The sequence below is a fragment of the Thermorhabdus hydrogeniformans genome, assembly GCF_049310025.1.
GTDB lineage: Bacteria > Bacillota > Thermosediminibacteria > Thermosediminibacterales > Tepidanaerobacteraceae > JBJYKD01.
The window spans coordinates 40,540-55,953 of record NZ_JBJYKD010000021.1; the positions used below are offsets into that span (position 1 = coordinate 40,540).

The following is a 15,414-nucleotide window of genomic DNA, read 5'->3' on the forward strand; positions in this document are numbered from 1 at the left end:
CATAAATCTCTGCTCTTTTTTGTTTCATGTCAAATCTCCTCTCAATCCATGAGGCCTTTCATCTTTTTCATCTTTATCAGAATCCCGGGAGATATCAGCTTTTTTCTTATGCCGTATGTGCTTCATTTTCAACGCTGACAGGAGGTCGATCTTTGGCGGGACCGATCAAACCCTTTCGGTAGGCATTTGAAAATTTTCTGCAAAATCTGTCGCGACCCGCTATTGCTTCCGCGGCCAGAAGCGTTGTCATCATCTCCCTGTTGCACGGGTCCATGATGGCAGAATCCATTCCGGCAAAAACAGCAATCGTAAGGAAGGTCTGGTTGATTACTTTTCTCAAAGGCATTCCAAAAGAGATATTGCTGAGGCCCGAAGTAACCTTAATGTCTGGATACAATTGCTTAATGGTGATCAACGTTTCAAAAAACTTTCGCATCGACTGGTTGTCGGTAGCAAGTGCTATGACCAGAGGGTCTATATGAATCCGCTCGGGTTTAATGTCATATTTTTGGGCTTTCTCCACCAGCAACCTGGCAATATCTATTCTGGTTTGCACATCCATAGGAATTCCCCTGTTATCGCAGGTCAGACCTATAACCTGCCACTGAGTCCCCCGGATGAGAGGATAGATAACTTCGCATTTATCTCCTTCTTCCGATACGGAGTTTATTATTCCCGGCCGCCGCGCGTATTTGAACACCTGCTCAATTGTCCTTGGATTGGGGCTGTCAATGCATAAAGGTTTATCTACTGCATCCTGGACTATGTCCATCAGCCATTTTAGAGTTTCGACCTCAACATCCGGTGCAGTCCCAGCGCACACATCAATATAGTCGGCCCCCGCTTCCGCCTGCTTTACCGCCAGGTTGCGGATAAAATCCTCATCCCTCTCCTCTATGGCCTTTTTAACACTCGGGATGGTGCCGTTGATTTTCTCTCCAATGATAATCATTTTTACATTCCCCTTTTTATGTATTTTTAAAATACACTTTTTTGGGACTAGTAATATTTATGCCTAAAATCATTTTTTAATGCGAATGTTTTTAAGAAGACTTTTAGTTGCTAGTATATACATGTATATCCTTTTTTATAAGGTTATCATATTTTTAAATATTTGTCAATGCAAAAATTATCATTATAATTTGGCTATTTCGTAGATAATTTTACTTTTAAATCATTGTGATAAAAAAATGAACGGTTCACGGTTGTGTGATGTTACAACACAATTGTGAACCGTTCTCTATAATCCTCTGTAATTTTCAATAATTTGTTTATCTCGAAATAGGAGGCTCGGGATAAATTCATTTGAAATATTCAGGATGTATTTCTTTTAAATAGGTCTGATCGAAAATTACCCTGGTAAGGTGTTTTTCCATTAAAGCCGCCGCCGCCTCTTCATCTTTGTCTCTTATTGCCTGCAGTATTTCTTTATGGTCGTTAACAGTCCTTTGCATATCCATTTCTGCGAGGTTGAGGATACGCACCCTGTTAAAATGCGACATCATACTTTGAATGAGATTAAAGGTCGCTTCCTTTTTACAGGCTTTGAATAGAAGCTCATGGAAACTGTTATCGAGGGCCAGCAGGCGCTTGTAATCACTGCGACTTACACAGGAATCCTGTAATTGCAGATTTTCCTCCAAGGCTACCAGAAAAGGCTCAGAAATCATTTTACAGGCAAGCTTTACAATCGCTTTTTCAAGTACACACCGCATAAAACGGGATTCTTCCACCATTTCCATATCTATCAGCGAAATATATGTCCCCTTCTGGGGATATATCTCGACCATCGATGATCTGGAAAGCTCTATAAATGCCTCCCTTACAGGGGTGCGGCTGACGCCGAGTATTTCGGCTATTTCTTTTTCACTTACAAGCTGCCCGGGCTTAAGATTTAAATTTATAATATTATGCTGCAATACCCTTATTACATATTCCCTGGCGGTTTCGTTTCTACGTCTTTCAAGCGGTTCAAGCATGATTTATACCCACTTTCTTCTAACCTCGATTAAGATTATATGCACAAAGTCAATAAATGTCAATATATTCAAAAAATGGTTTTTTTCTAACTTTTACGGCTCATTTTGTCAATTGCTTCCCATAAGCCCTGCAGATATGTTGCACCAAGGGCTCTGTCGTAAAGTCCGTAGCCGGGTCTGCCTGTTTCTCCCCATATCATGCGGCCGTGGTCGGGTCGGATATATCCCGTAAATTTGCTGTCATAGAAGGCTTTGACTATCTCAAACATGTCAAGCGAGCCGCATTGGGACAAGTGGGCGCATTCATAAAAATCCCTTTCAGACTCAAATTTTATATTTCTGAGATGGGCAAAATGTACCCTTCCTTCACCTGCAAATTCCCTCACAATGGCAGGTATATCATTGTTGATATTTGATCCCAACGACCCTGTACAGAGAGTTATGCCGTTATACGGGCTTTTATTGAGGTCCAGGAATTTTCGTATATTATCCCTGTTCGTAATGACTCTGGGCAGGCCGAATATGGGCCATGGTGGATCATCCGGATGTATCGCCAGCTTAACATCATATTTTTCAGCGTAAGGTATTACACTGTCAAGAAAATATTTGATATTCTTCCAGTATTGTTCCTCACTTATGCTTTTATATTTCTCAATTGTAGCCGACATCTCCTTGAGCCTCTCCGGTTCCCAACCCGGCAGTTCAAATCCGTTTGACTGCTCATCAAATTGATCGGCAAGGTGTTTTGGGTCAATTTTTAAAATATGCGCATGATTATATGCCATGGTATAGGAACCGTCACTCAACGGCCTGGCCAGATCGCTCCTGGCCCAGTCCAGCACGGGCATGAAATTATAGCATATTACCTTTATACCTATCTGCGACAGGTTCTTGATTGTATCAATATAAGCCTCTATATATTTATCCCTTGTTTTCTCTCCCAGCTTTATATCTTCATGGATATTTACACTCTCTATTACTTCAACCTCAAGACCGCAACTCTCGACTTCTTCTTTTAGTGCCTTTACTCTTTCTAAAGGCCAGACCTCCCCTACCGGTATATCCATAAGGCTTGTCACAACACCTGATACACCCGGTATCTGCCGGATATATTCCAAGGGGATTTTGTCGTATCCTTTTCCAAACCATCTAAAAACCATCTTCAATTAAGATCACCGTCCATTAAATAATAGATTAGGAAGAAACAAAGTAGTTTGAGGGATATACGTAACTAACATCAATATAGCTATAGAAACCAGAAGGAAAGGTATTACGGCTTTTGTAAATTTAGTAACAGATATCTTAGCTATACTTGTAGTTATAAACATACAGACTCCAACTGGAGGAGTATTAAGACCTATAACTAAATTTAATACCACTATTACTGCCAAATGTATTGGATCTACACCCAAAGGTACAACTACTTTTAACAATACTGGGAATAATATTATCAGCGCAGCTATGGTTTCCATAAACATTCCCACTATTAAAAGTAAAATATTTATAATAAGTAATATTATATATCTATTAGAAGAAATACTAAGCAAAAAGTTAGCAATAAGCTGAGGTATTTGTTCACTTGCCATAATCCACGCAAAGACATTAGCAAAGCCTACTAAAAAAATTATAGAAGCTGAATTAATTGTAGATTCCAATAATACTTTTTTTATATTTTTTATATTAAGTTCTTTATAAATGAAAGTACCTACTATAAATGCATATATTGCTGCAATAATAGATGCCTCTGTCGGAGTAGAAAATCCTCCAACGATTCCACCTAAAATAATTATTGGCATTATTATAGCCCAAAAAGCACTGAAAAAATTTTTTATTATTTCTCTAAAAGAGCTCCTCTCCCCTTTTGGATAATTCTTTTTTATCGAAATTATATAAGATGTAATCATCAATGCTATTCCCAATATAATACCAGGTATAGCACTTGCCACAAGTAATTTACCAACTGAAAGACCAGTCAATGTGCCCACAATTACCATCGGGACACTGGGAGGTATTATCGGCCCAACAGTAGATGCAGAAGACGTAAGAGCACAGGCAAAGTCATCTTTATATCCTGCTTTAATCATAGAAGGTATCATAATCGCTCCAATACTTGCAGCGTCAGCTGCTGCTGTCCCTGATATTCCTGCAAATATCATGGATGCAACAACTGCAGCAAGGGCAAGACCACCTCTGATATGACCTATCAAAGCATTACAAAAATCAATTATTCTCTTAGAAATACCTCCTTGATTCATCAAATTACCAGCTAAAATGAAGCCGGGAATGCAAAGAAGAACGAAAGAATCCATCCCACTGTACATTTTCTGAGGTATAACTTCCAATGGTATACCAGAAAATAATAGATATGCCAATGAGGAAATCCCTAAACAGAATGCAATTGGTAAACCCATCATCAGAGTCAATATAAATACTCCGAATAATAATATCATCAACTCGGCACTCCTTTTTTGATAATACTGTCATAAATTTCTATACAAATATAAAAACAAGCAAATACAGTAAAAATAAATATGCTTGAAAATGGAATTGACATCAACAATCCTAATGACGGTGAAGTTTGTATAGAACCGAGTTGTATCAATCTAATAGACTGTGGTAAAAGTATTATCATAAAAATCTCTAAAATACTGTAACAGACAATTTTTATTATCTTACTCATTTTAGGGAACATAGTAATAAAAAGATCAACATTAGCAAATGCATTGTCTCGTATCGCAAGAGAGCCAGCAAAGCTTACAGCAAAAATGAAAAGGAATCTTGAGGCTTCTTCCGTCCACTGTGGAGCCTTTAATGGAGAATAACGGCAGATTATTTGTATAGATACAACAATAATCATACCCAGCATATTAACCATCGAAATAAATTCAAGCAATTTATCAATTAAATGCTTTATTTTTAACATTATATCGCTCCTTTATAAAAATTAATTTTAATAAAATAGTTTTTAATCCCACTTTAATATAACTTTACATACCTGTTCATTTTTTCCCTCTAATAGCTCCAGAGCTTTGTAAATATCTGTAAAATTAAAAACATGAGATATAAGCGATTTAGGATTTACTAACTTTTTATCAAACCATTCAATTACTTCAGGAAATTTTTTCGAATGAAGCCTCGAGCCCATAATGCTAATTTCTTTTTTAGTTATATCTAACTCATTAATTTTTGACGGTTCATCTATGAATCCCATAACTACAATTCTTCCAGCGGGTGAAATAATTTTCATACTTTCCTCCAACAACCGAGGCAAACCAACGGCCTCAATTATAACATTTGTACCTAACCCATCAGTTTCTTTTAAAACAGTATGTGACAAATCTTGATTTTTAGAATTTATAACAACATCAGCTCCCATTTTTTTAGCTAATTCCAAACGTCTATCATTTATATCAACAACAAAACACTTAGAACCAATATTCTTTACCACTTGTAAAATAGATAAACCGGCAGGCCCTGCACCTAAAATCAATACACTATCCAACTTACTTATATTGCCTCTCGATACGACTTGTGCGGCGACAGTAAATGGTTCAACTAATGCAGCCTCTTCCCAAATGATTTCATTTGAAATCTTATGTACACTGTCCTCTGGTACCACAATATATTCACAAAATCCGCCATCTACATGAACTCCTCTTACCTGTAAAGAGAAACATACATTGGGTCTACCCATAAGACATGCGTAACACTTTCCACAGCTAATAACCGGATCAACAACTACATGATCTTTTTCTTTTAACCTATCGACTTTGACACCTACTTTAACTACTTCCCCTGCAACTTCGTGACCAATAATTCTTGGGTAAACAGCTACCGGCGATCTCCCATGAATTATATGCAGATCTGAACCACAAATACCCGCTGCTTTAACTTTTATCATAACTTCATTTTCATCAATATTTTTTGGAAAAGGAATATCTACAATATGTATTACATTAGGATTTTCAACTTTTATCGCTTTCATTTTTTACACCTCATTTTTTTAGGGACATGGTTTCTGTAATTTTTTTCAGAAACCATGTCCTTTTAGCAAAATACACTCCAAAAAGCTGAGGTTACATTTTGTTTTTACTTTGTATTAATAATTTTCATATAAAGATCTTTTTGCTCTGGTGTTAATGAAGCAATGACTGTATTTGTTACTTTTGCCTTAAAAGCTTCTTTATCAACATCGATAAATTCCATCCCTTTATCCTGTAATTCTTTGGCAAGATTTTTTTCATTTTCCATAAATAATTGTCTTTCATATTGCTGCATATCTTTTGCTGCATCTAATATTACTTTTTGTAAATCATTAGGCAAAGCTTCAAACTGCTTTTCTCCGATGAGAATATATATCCAACCTATAACATGCTCAGTTTTATTAACATATTTTTGAACTTCATAAAAGCCGTTACTTTTTATTAAAGCTAATGGGTTTTCCTGAGCTTCAACTGTTCCTTGCTGTAAAGCCGTAAAAACTTCTGATAAAGCCATAGGTACTGGTTTTGCCCCTAATGCTTCCCACGATTTTACAAATAATGGTACATTAGGAACTCTTACCCTCAAACCCTTTAAATCGTCAGGTGTTTTAATAGGTCGATTAGAAGTCAAATAACGTGGGCCACGAGCAAACCATGCAATAGGACGTAAATGAGTTTTTTCTAAAATTTCCTTTTCTATCTCTTTTCCTATTTCTCCTCCAGCAACTTTATCCAGCTGATCATAGTCTCTTATCGCATAAAGTGCAGACATTACACCTACTTTAGGAGCCCAATTTTGTAAAGTTTCGCCAGACATTGTCATATCCATTGTTCCTGCTTGAACTCCTTCAATCATTTCTCGTTCACTGCCAAGTTGAGAGTTTGGATAAATTTTTATTTCAATTCTTCCATTTGATTTTTTATTAACTTCTTCTGCAAATTTAAGAAAAGCTTTATGCCATGTACTATCTTCATTTTCTACATGACCTAATTTAAATACATATTCTGGCTTTTGAGAAGTATTTCCATTAGATTCTTCATTTGTATTTATTTTTTTCGAATTACTGCCGCAACCGGTAAAAATAGTGATTACAAAAATAAAAATTAAACTTAAAATTAAGAATTTAATTAAACGATTTTTCATCTTTATCCCCCTTTTCACTTTAATTTTTTAAATGGTCCTATTAATTTTTTTATGGTCTTATTAAAACGACATTTCCCTCCTTTCTGTCCATACAGTTTTCTAGAATATTATTATAGTTTTTATAAAGTTAAAGTTTTACCTTAACAATTAATTTATATATTTTTATATCAGATTTCGACAATGCGCATTCCTTTGATATCATTGTTTCTTTAGTTTTCTATACTTATATATTTCCCCAGAGTTTTCCTTACGGCACCCTTGCCTGCCACAAGTTCTTCGAACATGGCCTCAACCTTTGAAGCAAGATTATGTTCATACAGGTTTATGCCGAAAATTTTACTATCGGACAAAATCGGCTTTAGATTCTGTGTAAATGGGCCTTTATCACCGAGCGAAATCCCCTTTAGATACCCCTGCAGCACTTCCAGCATTGGATCGGGGCTCGGTGTAAAGGGTCTGCCATCATCGTCAACTCCCAGCAGATACCTGAGCCAGCCTGCAAAGAACAACGGTATATATGTAAGTGTTGATATATCTTTCCCGGAAGCAATATATGCCTTCAGGGTTTCACCAAATCGCACGGGAATTTTTTGCGACGTGTCACAGGCGATTCTCTGGGGAGTATCAGGCACAAATGGATTGGGCAATCGTCTTTCAATCACTTCGTTTATAAAATCCTCTGGTCTGATAATGCCCGGATCGACCACCACCGGCAATCCTTCTTCGAAACCTGCCTTTTTAATAAATGTCTTGAGGTGTTTATCTTTCATCTCTTCTGATATTGAATTATATCCGAGAAGACAGCCGTAAATCGCCAGAATCGTATGAAGGGGATTCAGACAGGTACAGACTTTCATCTTTTCTACCCTGTCCACCGTTTCCCTGTCGGTAAATATAACGCCCGCTTTTTCCAAAGGCGGCCGCGAGTTCGGAAAGGAATCTTCGATTACCAGATATTCGGTCTGTTCCGCGTTTACAAATGAAGATATATACGTATTTTTAGCTGTGCGTATAATGTCAGCGCCCTCAAAGCCGTCCGCTTCAAGCACGGCTTTTACCCGTTCCGAGGGGCGCGGAGTTATTTTGTCAATCATGCTCCACGGGAATGATACCAGCCGCGGATTGTCGATATAATCCGCAAATCCCTCATCCACCAACCCTTTTCTTAGCCAATGGTCCGCAAAAGCTTTTACCGCATTGTAAAGCTTTGTTCCATTGTGGGAGCAGTTATCCAAGCTTACCAATGCAACAGGCATTTTACCCGCCAGATATCTTTTGTAGCACAAAGCTGCTATCATTCCCATGAGGCTTTTGGGCTGTTCAGAAAGAGTCTCAAAATCGCAGATTACATCCGGATAATATTCTCCTTTTGAATCGGTAAGCGAATATCCTTTTTCTGTTATGGTGAAACTCACCATCTGTAACGAAGGAGATGTAAATATCCTTTCAAGCTCGTCCATATTGTATTTTGCGGAAATTGCATGAACTATGCTGGCTATAACCTTTTTATCCATGCTTCCATCGGCTTTTAAGGTAACAAGCAAACTCAAATTATCAAAAGGTGCATACGCTTTTTCAATAATTTCTTCATCAAAGGCCTCGCATACTATTATCCCTTTATCACAAAAGCCTTCGTCAAGGAGAGTTTGCTGCAGTACAGCCGGAAAAGCTCTGAATATATTTCCCGCACCAAAGTGAAGCCATATGGGCTCTTTTAGAGTCCTCTCCCTGACTGCCTCAACATCAAAAGCAGGCAGTTTATACCCCTTTTCTCGCCAAATCTGTTTGTTTTTCAGGTCACGAATATTAAGTTTCATACGATATCACCTGTATTTCAGGCTGTTTTTTTACTCGCCTGAATTTTCACTTACATACTACCATATTAGTATGTTATTAGTCAATAGTTTTTTTATTATTTTTTTTGTTTATTTTTATTCAGGTTTCATTTTATTAAAGTATACACATGCAATTTATTGCTTTTTTCTTGATATATAAATTATCGGTACATACTTGAAAATCACCCCCTAAACCGAAATTAATTTGCGTTATGTCATAATAAAGGGGAAAATGGAAGTTTGGCCTGCCTAAACGAAAACGAAACAATTGCACATGCCTGCTCCCTTGCCGGTTTTCCTCTGGACCTGGTTTGCGGGGGCAGGGGCACCTGCGGGAAATGTAAAATTAAAAACGTCAATTTTGACCCTGCCGTCAAAAAAATACATATAAAAAAATAAAAAAAGAGGCGCTGGCAACACCTCCATGCTCAGGGGATCTGGAATTTATAACAGGGTTGTTAAATGTAAGGATTAAAACTCCACAGCTGAAATTGCTTCAAAAATTATCAAAAGTTCTGCACCGGCAGGATATAAACGGCATAACACTTGCAGTATTGGTACCGGGAATTTAGATGTGACGTTAAAAACTATTTATCGCTCAGATTATTGACTTTTTTCGGCCGCTTCATTCTTATATTTTTCGCTCGCTTTGCTGTCTGAAAAAAAGGATTCCGCATGCAGCTTGCAATAATCCCCTCTAAAATACGTTATACCCAGCCCGATCGGTTTGCCTTCTCTGTTATATAGCTTTTGCTCGACCACCATTAACGGCTGCTCATTATATATGTTTAGATACTTTTTTGTTTCCTCGTCGGGCATCTGGGCGGAAATTACCAGTTCTTTTTTAATCGCAAAAAGAGATGTGCTTTTTGCCACCATTTCGGGAAACGTGGCATACCGGATTTCCTTTTCGACAATCGGCATTCCCTTGAAATAAGGCAGATATTTTACATCGTACGCTACAGGCTCTCCCTCGGTGAAAAAAAGCCTCCGAATGACAATAATCTTTTTATTTCTTGTGACCTGTAAACTATTTATCAATTTATAGTTGGGCAAAATTATATTGACTTCCAGCAGTTTTGTTTTGTCAACACTGTTGATAAAATTTTTCATTTCGTTATAATACAATGTGTATGTGCTATAATCCGGTTCCTGAACAAAGTTCCCCTTCCCCGGGATGGAATATATATATCCCTGGTTGGCAAGGATTGCCAGTCCCCTCCTGACTGTCATTCGGCTTGCGTTATACGCCTTACATAAAGCGTTTTCGGAATAGATGGCATCCCCGGGTTTAAGTTCGCCGTTATTTATTTTTTCCTTTATATCTTCCGCAATTTTAAGATATATAGGCAATCCCATATTTAACTCCCCACACTTCATATTTTACCAAGCATTTTTTTACATAGTTTGACACCAACGGAGGCATCGTTCGTGTAACAATCCGCACCTATATAATCACAGGCGTCCGGTGTTAAATGATTTCCGCCCAGAATAATCTTGACATCATTTCTCACACCGGCATCAACAAGTGCTTCCACAATTTCTTTCATTGATTCTATGGTAGACGTTAGAACACCGCTTAGCCCAACGATGTCCGGCTTGTATTTGATGACGTTTTTTGTGAACACCTCTTTCGGCACATCCACGCCGAGGTCGATTGTTTCAAAACCGTTGGCTTCCATCATCCCCTTGAAGATATCTTTTCCGATGTCGTGCAAATCACCTTTAACCGTACCTATAACCAGTTTCCCGAGTTTCTTATTATTGTTGTTGCAAAACTGCTTTTTTATTTTCTCCAATTCCAGAACCTCTTTGAAAATAAGGCCGGCCATGATTAAGTCCGCTATAAAGTACTTTTGATTTTCATATAATATACCTACTCTTTTTACGCCTTCTTTTATCAAATCCAAAACATATAACGGCTCCATCCCCGCATTCAACGCCCTGTCCACCAATTTCAAAACCTTTTCCTCGTCTAATTCTTCCACGGCCTTTATTATCAAATCTTCTAATGTTATTATATTCCTCACTGCGCCCCCTCCTCAAAAAAGATAATCAACGCGGAATTTTATTTTATTCATATCAAGATTAATTTTTAAAATCGGGAGCTTTTTCGATTATTTATCTATTACCAGCTATTATCTTAATAATACCATTATTTTAACTTGTTTTCAATGAATGTATATTTTGCTTTCTCTTATAAAACCGATATAAAATTTTTGAATTAATGTCTTAAAATTTTGGTAATTTTCTTATTACTCTAAGGGAGAAAAATGAAAAGCAATAAAAGTATTGTTATTTGCCCAGATCGTTAATATTCTCAGTTTCGTTTTTAAATTTTTCGCTTATCTTTGTGTTTGAGAAGAAGGACCCCTTCTCACGGTCATGCGGCCGGCATTATACTTCTTGCATAAAGCGTTCTCTGAGTAAATTACATCTCCCGGTTTGAGTTCACCGTTATTTATCTTTTCTTTTATATCTTCGGCTATCTTAAGGTAAATAGGCATTCCCATATTCAACTCCCTCTTACCTGTTCTTTTACCTAAGTAAACCAGAGAGTAATAAAAAAATATTTAAACAATAAAATAAAGTAAAGCAAAGTAAAGGGTTATAAAGTATCATCATAATAATAGCACTATTTTGACTTCTTTTCAATGAAACTTTTGCTTCTGTATAGCCAATTGCTTTTGCAATGTTTTATAAGTCTATAAGGAATCGGCAAATTTAACTAAAATTATAAATAATCATATTTTATATTGACTTTTTGAATTAAGTTGTATATACTAGTTAAAGAAAGTGAATGAAGATATGAATAATTTTAAAAATATACAACAATCTAAATGTAAAGAGCGCAACTTTTACAGCATACGAAACATTCAATTCAGTTATTTCAAAAAATCGGTGGTGTTCATATGAACAAGCATAAAATCATAATTCTTCCGGCGAACATTGAAATCCTGGCAGAAGAAAATGAATCTTTAAAAAACGCTTTGACGGAAAACGGTGTTGAATTTGAATTCCCATGCGGCGGAATAGGAGTATGTAAAAGGTGCATTGTGAGAATCATCAAAAGCAATGGCCTGGAGGTAAAAAGCCTTGCATGTCAGCTGAAAATAGATGAGGATTTGGTTGTAGAAATTCCGAACAGGGAACAAAAACACGAGATACTGACTGAAGGCATAGAACGGCAGGTGATATTAGACCCATTAGTAAAAAAGGTTTACATAGACTTGCCACCTCCATCTTTAGAGGATAATCGCGATGACTGGAACAGGGTGGTAGGGAAAAGAGGGGTAAATGCGAATCTTAAACTGCTTAGAGAATTGCCCGAAAAGTTAAGAAAAAACAATTTTAAAGCTACTTTAGTGATTGCCAGCGGCCGAGTTATTGCAGTTGAAAGCGAAGATACAAGTGAAAAACTGTTAGGCATGGCCTTTGATATTGGAACTACCACCATTGTAGGCTATCTTATAGACTTAAAAACCGGGCGGGAAATAGCCAGGGTTTCATCCCTCAATCCCCAAACAAAATACGGCGCAGATGTAATTTCCCGCATAATTTATGCTTTTCAATCTGCTGAAGGGCTGGAAAAATTACATAAAGAAGTTGTTAATGAATTAAATAATATAATAGAAAAAGCTGTAAATAAAACTGGTTATAAACCGGAAGATGTGTATGCCATTACTGTTGCCGGAAATACTACGATGCTCCATCTTTTTTTAAAAATACAACCCGGATATTTAGCCCAGGCTCCGTATGTGCCGGTTATAACCGATCCGGTTATTGTCGATGCTGATGACATTAATATAAAGATAAACCCTGCAGGGAAAGTCTATACCTTCCCCAACGTGGCGGGCTTTGTAGGAGGCGATACGGTAGCGGCGGCCCTTGCTTCTGAAATGGATAAAGCAAATGAGTTAAAGCTATTAATAGATATCGGGACTAATGGAGAAATAGTTCTGGGCACAAAGGGAAGATTGCTGGCCTGTTCTACTGCTGCAGGGCCTGCTTTTGAAGGTGTACAAATATCGTGCGGGATGAGGGGGGCATCGGGTGCTATAGACCATGTATATATGGGTGAAGAGTATAAATACACCGTCATCGGCGGAGTTTTGCCCCGAGGGATCGCGGGTTCCGGACTTACTGACGCGGTGGCCGAACTTTTGAAGACAGGGATTTTGGACAAAAACGGTCGAATTTTAAAGCCTGAAGAGATAAAAAGCGAGCCGGGCAAAAAATACAGGGATAGAATCGTCCGCATTAACGGTATTCTGTCATTTGTGATTGCCCAAAATACGGCAACAGGAAAACCAATATATATAAGTCAAAAAGACGTCAGGGAGTTTCAGCTAGCAAAAGGTGCAATTGCGGCCGGAATAGAAGTGCTTTTAAAAACCTACGGTGCAAAAGTTGAGGATATAGATGAAGTATTTCTTGCAGGTGCTTTTGGAAACTATTTAAATCCTGCCAGTGCTTGTAAAGTAGGTTTGATACCTCAGGAACTTGAGGGAAAAATGAGAGGAATTGGAAACGCAGCGGGTGCCGGATCGAAATTAGCCATGCTTTCGGAAAAGGAGTATGAGCGGGCGATAATTCTTTCCCAAAAGATACATTATATCGAACTAAGTTCGCATCCGGATTTTAAAGATATATTTTTTAGCAAATTGGGGTTTTTATAATGCATAGGAAAGCAAAAAAATACCTTGATGTAGGGTTTTCGTAATGCACTTTAAAAAAGCTACAGCTTTTTATTTGCTTATAATAAAGGCTTTTTTATAAACATAACTCAACGTATTTATTTGCATAAAGAATATGTCTTGAAGGGGGTGGGGTTCAGCAACTTCCCGGAAAAGAAAGAATTAAAATCCACGGCAGAAGGGAGGGATATTTTAAATTATCAATCCGTTGTTCAAATACTATAAAAGCATAAGGGAGGGATAGAATAATGAAAAAACCGTTAAGCAATGCCATTAAAAATTTATATGGTATCGGAGATTTTGGTTTCTCTCTGATGACCAGCGTCGAACTCTATTTATTCGTTTTTTTCTTGACTAACGTGGCGAAGTTCTCGCTGCCCATGGTTGCGCTTATTGGTTCCATTACCAGTATTGTCGATGCGGTTTTGTCTCCGTTTTATGGTGCTATCATCAGCGGCACCAAACCTTTAAAGTGGGGGAGAAACCGTTCTTGGATGCTCATCGCGCCACCGTTGGTTGTGGTACTGTATATCTTTCAGTTCACAAAAATCGGGACCGAATCGGTGGCTGCATTTATCGTTTGTGCTGGTTTTATTTTGAGTCACATTGCATGGAACATCCCATGGGTTGCGAATGTGGCATTAATTCCGGTTCTGGCAAACAATCCCGAAGAGCGTGCTTTGCTTGCCTCCCGGCGCGCTACTTATACGGCTCTTGCAGGAGTGGTCTTTTCCTATACCGGTCCACCTCTAGCAATATACCTTGGACAGGTAACAAACAATCAGGTATTAGGTTACGCATTGCTGGCAGGTATTATGGCCTTCGTGATGATGATAGGTTACTGGATTGTATTCAAAATAACCGATGGATATGAGCCCACAGGCCAAACTCAAAGTGCCGCAGCATCTTCATCACAGAAGGTATCCATAAAAGCTATGGTAAATAGTCTCGTTCAAAATCCACCTCTTATTGTGCTCCTCTTATCAGACTTTCTCAGATACATGGTTAACTTCGTAATGACAGCTGCAGCTGCGTACTACTTTACCTACGTTGCCCAAAATATGGATCTGTATCCTACTTATTTATTACTCGGTGGTATTGCTCAGGTAATAGGAGCCCATATGGCTGGCTCGCTGTCGAAAAAACTATCATCGAGAAACGCTTCGATTCTCGGCCTTTTCGGTTTGGCCATATCCCTAATAATGTGTAAATTCGTGGCGATGAATTTAATCACGTTCTTTGTTTTTGTTTTAATAGCGAGAATATTCCTCGGGCTGCTTACTTCGGTAATGGTCAGCTTGTATTCGGATGTTTCGGTTTACGCACAATGGAAAACCGGAGAAGATGCTTCTCCGTTTGTTATGGGTTTAATGACCTTGTCCCTTAAAACCGCAGTCATATCAAGAGGCACTATAATTCCTTTTGTTTTATCGGCAGCAGGTTTTGTTTCCGGAGCTGATCCGGCCACTGCTTCACTGGCGTTAAAAATGGCAGTAATAAATGTGTTTGTATTTATTCCCGGCATTTTTGCTCTGGCATCTGCTGTAATATTATCGGTAGGTTATAAATTAACAAGAGAACATTTGGTGCAATTACAAAATGAAATAAATCAGAGGAAAGCCGAATTAGGGGCATAGCCCGTTGATTTAATGCTCAACGGCAGGGCGAATATTTTGATATATCTGTCGGGCACCAAAATATTGAACCACCCTGCACTGGAGTGCAGGGAATTATTTGCGACTGAAAGTCGCTATTCAGGCTAAAGCCAGCTTAAGA

The 15,414-nt window shown here is 38.0% G+C and carries 13 protein-coding genes; 2 read left to right on the forward strand and 11 right to left on the reverse strand.

From position 1 onward, the window contains the following. Positions 1 to 106 precede the first annotated feature (106 nt). The 11 genes from ACKX14_RS10720 to ACKX14_RS10770 all read right to left on the reverse strand — a co-directional run bounded on the left by ACKX14_RS10720 (position 107) and on the right by ACKX14_RS10770 (position 11,454). On the reverse strand, positions 107 to 952 hold the full coding sequence (locus ACKX14_RS10720; protein ID WP_422447452.1) for a methyltetrahydrofolate cobalamin methyltransferase: 846 nt from the start codon (positions 950 to 952) through the stop codon (positions 107 to 109). A gap of 349 nt (positions 953 to 1,301) precedes the next feature. Beyond that, complete coding sequence (locus tag ACKX14_RS10725) at positions 1,302 to 1,979, reverse strand: GntR family transcriptional regulator (protein ID WP_422447454.1); 678 nt, start codon at positions 1,977 to 1,979, stop codon at positions 1,302 to 1,304. Positions 1,980 to 2,065: 86 nt separating this feature from the next. Beyond that, positions 2,066 to 3,145, reverse strand: coding sequence for a mannonate dehydratase (gene uxuA / locus ACKX14_RS10730; protein WP_422447456.1), 1,080 nt, complete (start codon positions 3,143 to 3,145; stop codon positions 2,066 to 2,068). A 6-nt stretch (positions 3,146 to 3,151) separates the two neighbouring features. Further along, complete coding sequence (locus tag ACKX14_RS10735; protein WP_422447458.1) at positions 3,152 to 4,432, reverse strand: TRAP transporter large permease; 1,281 nt, start codon at positions 4,430 to 4,432, stop codon at positions 3,152 to 3,154. Continuing rightward, positions 4,429 to 4,902 carry a TRAP transporter small permease gene (locus ACKX14_RS10740; RefSeq protein ID WP_422447460.1) on the reverse strand — a complete coding sequence of 158 codons (474 nt, stop codon included), beginning with the start codon at positions 4,900 to 4,902 and terminating at the stop codon, positions 4,429 to 4,431. The genes ACKX14_RS10735 and ACKX14_RS10740 overlap by 4 nt, the downstream gene beginning before the upstream one ends. A 42-nt stretch (positions 4,903 to 4,944) precedes the next feature. Further along, positions 4,945 to 5,964 carry a zinc-binding alcohol dehydrogenase family protein gene (locus ACKX14_RS10745; RefSeq protein WP_422447462.1) on the reverse strand — a complete coding sequence of 340 codons (1,020 nt, stop codon included), beginning with the start codon at positions 5,962 to 5,964 and terminating at the stop codon, positions 4,945 to 4,947. 104 nt (positions 5,965 to 6,068) lie between these two features. Continuing rightward, positions 6,069 to 7,106, reverse strand: a complete 1,038-nt coding sequence (locus ACKX14_RS10750; protein WP_422447464.1) for a TRAP transporter substrate-binding protein — start codon at positions 7,104 to 7,106, stop codon at positions 6,069 to 6,071. 209 nt (positions 7,107 to 7,315) lie between these two features. Next, on the reverse strand, positions 7,316 to 8,923 hold the full coding sequence (locus ACKX14_RS10755) for a mannitol dehydrogenase family protein (RefSeq protein WP_422447466.1): 1,608 nt from the start codon (positions 8,921 to 8,923) through the stop codon (positions 7,316 to 7,318). A gap of 621 nt (positions 8,924 to 9,544) precedes the next feature. Further along, on the reverse strand, positions 9,545 to 10,300 hold the full coding sequence (locus tag ACKX14_RS10760) for a GntR family transcriptional regulator (RefSeq protein ID WP_422447468.1): 756 nt from the start codon (positions 10,298 to 10,300) through the stop codon (positions 9,545 to 9,547). Between the two features lie 17 nt (positions 10,301 to 10,317). Further along, the gene (locus tag ACKX14_RS10765) at positions 10,318 to 10,971 is read right to left on the reverse strand and encodes a cobalamin B12-binding domain-containing protein (protein WP_422447470.1); all 654 of its coding nucleotides are present in this window, start codon (positions 10,969 to 10,971) and stop codon (positions 10,318 to 10,320) included. Positions 10,972 to 11,286: 315 nt separating this feature from the next. Beyond that, positions 11,287 to 11,454 carry a GntR family transcriptional regulator gene (locus ACKX14_RS10770; RefSeq protein ID WP_422447472.1) on the reverse strand — a complete coding sequence of 56 codons (168 nt, stop codon included), beginning with the start codon at positions 11,452 to 11,454 and terminating at the stop codon, positions 11,287 to 11,289. Between the two features lie 399 nt (positions 11,455 to 11,853). On the opposite strand from ACKX14_RS10770, the gene ACKX14_RS10775 reads away from it, so the two are divergent. Together ACKX14_RS10775 and ACKX14_RS10780 are read left to right on the forward strand one after the other, a co-directional pair. Continuing rightward, positions 11,854 to 13,620, forward strand: coding sequence for an ASKHA domain-containing protein (locus ACKX14_RS10775; protein WP_422447473.1), 1,767 nt, complete (start codon positions 11,854 to 11,856; stop codon positions 13,618 to 13,620). Between the two features lie 266 nt (positions 13,621 to 13,886). Then, positions 13,887 to 15,275: an MFS transporter gene (locus tag ACKX14_RS10780; RefSeq protein WP_422447475.1), complete on the forward strand. Its 1,389-nt coding sequence runs from the start codon at positions 13,887 to 13,889 to the stop codon at positions 15,273 to 15,275. Positions 15,276 to 15,414: the final 139 nt, after the last annotated feature.

Excerpts from the sequence above, each read along its gene's own strand:
- ACKX14_RS10745 (WP_422447462.1), bottom strand. The coding sequence starts at position 5,964 with ATGAAAGCGATAAAAGTTGAAAATCCTAATGTAATACATATTGTAGAT.
- ACKX14_RS10780 (WP_422447475.1), top strand. The coding sequence starts at position 13,887 with ATGAAAAAACCGTTAAGCAATGCCATTAAAAATTTATATGGTATCGGA.
- ACKX14_RS10775 (WP_422447473.1), top strand. The coding sequence starts at position 11,854 with ATGAACAAGCATAAAATCATAATTCTTCCGGCGAACATTGAAATCCTG.
- ACKX14_RS10725 (WP_422447454.1), bottom strand. The coding sequence starts at position 1,979 with ATGCTTGAACCGCTTGAAAGACGTAGAAACGAAACCGCCAGGGAATAT.
- ACKX14_RS10755 (WP_422447466.1), bottom strand. The coding sequence starts at position 8,923 with ATGAAACTTAATATTCGTGACCTGAAAAACAAACAGATTTGGCGAGAA.
- ACKX14_RS10770 (WP_422447472.1), bottom strand. The coding sequence starts at position 11,454 with ATGGGAATGCCTATTTACCTTAAGATAGCCGAAGATATAAAAGAAAAG.
- ACKX14_RS10750 (WP_422447464.1), bottom strand. The coding sequence starts at position 7,106 with ATGAAAAATCGTTTAATTAAATTCTTAATTTTAAGTTTAATTTTTATT.
- ACKX14_RS10760 (WP_422447468.1), bottom strand. The coding sequence starts at position 10,300 with ATGGGATTGCCTATATATCTTAAAATTGCGGAAGATATAAAGGAAAAA.
- ACKX14_RS10720 (WP_422447452.1), bottom strand. The coding sequence starts at position 952 with ATGATTATCATTGGAGAGAAAATCAACGGCACCATCCCGAGTGTTAAA.
- ACKX14_RS10740 (WP_422447460.1), bottom strand. The coding sequence starts at position 4,902 with ATGTTAAAAATAAAGCATTTAATTGATAAATTGCTTGAATTTATTTCG.